The 443-nt window shown below is 35.2% G+C and carries 1 protein-coding gene; it reads left to right on the top strand.

The annotated features are described in order from the left end of the window. On the top strand, positions 1–443 hold a 443-nt coding region (locus tag D7V93_RS44085), incomplete at both ends, for an ATP-binding cassette domain-containing protein (RefSeq protein WP_208723392.1).

Raw genomic sequence — 443 nt, 5'->3', positions numbered from 1 at the left:
ATTTCAGAAGGTGAAAAAATAGGTTTGGTGGGCATAAATGGTACAGGGAAAAGTACGTTGTTAAAAGTAATTGGTGGTATTGATGATGATTTTACAGCCAATGTTATGCATCCAAATCAATATCGAATTCGATATTCGTCTCAGAAACAGGACCTTAATGAAGATATGACAGTTTTTGATGCAGTATTAAGTTCTGATACAACAATTTTACGCATCATCAAGCAATATGAGCAGGCAGTACAAGCTTATGCGGATGACCAAAGTGATAAATTGTTCAAGCGAATGATGGATGCGCAAGATGCTATGGATCAACATGATGCTTGGGACTATAACGCTGAAATTAAAACAATCCTCTCAAAACTAGGTATACATGATACTACTAAATACATTAAAGAATTATCCGGCGGACAACAAAAACGTGTTGTACTTGCTAAAACATTAAT

Source organism: Corallococcus llansteffanensis (assembly GCF_003612055.1).
In the GTDB taxonomy this organism is placed as follows: Bacteria; Myxococcota; Myxococcia; order Myxococcales; family Myxococcaceae; genus Corallococcus; species Corallococcus llansteffanensis.
Note: the sequence above shows the minus strand (reverse complement) of the source record. Positions and strands in the feature narration are given on the sequence as shown.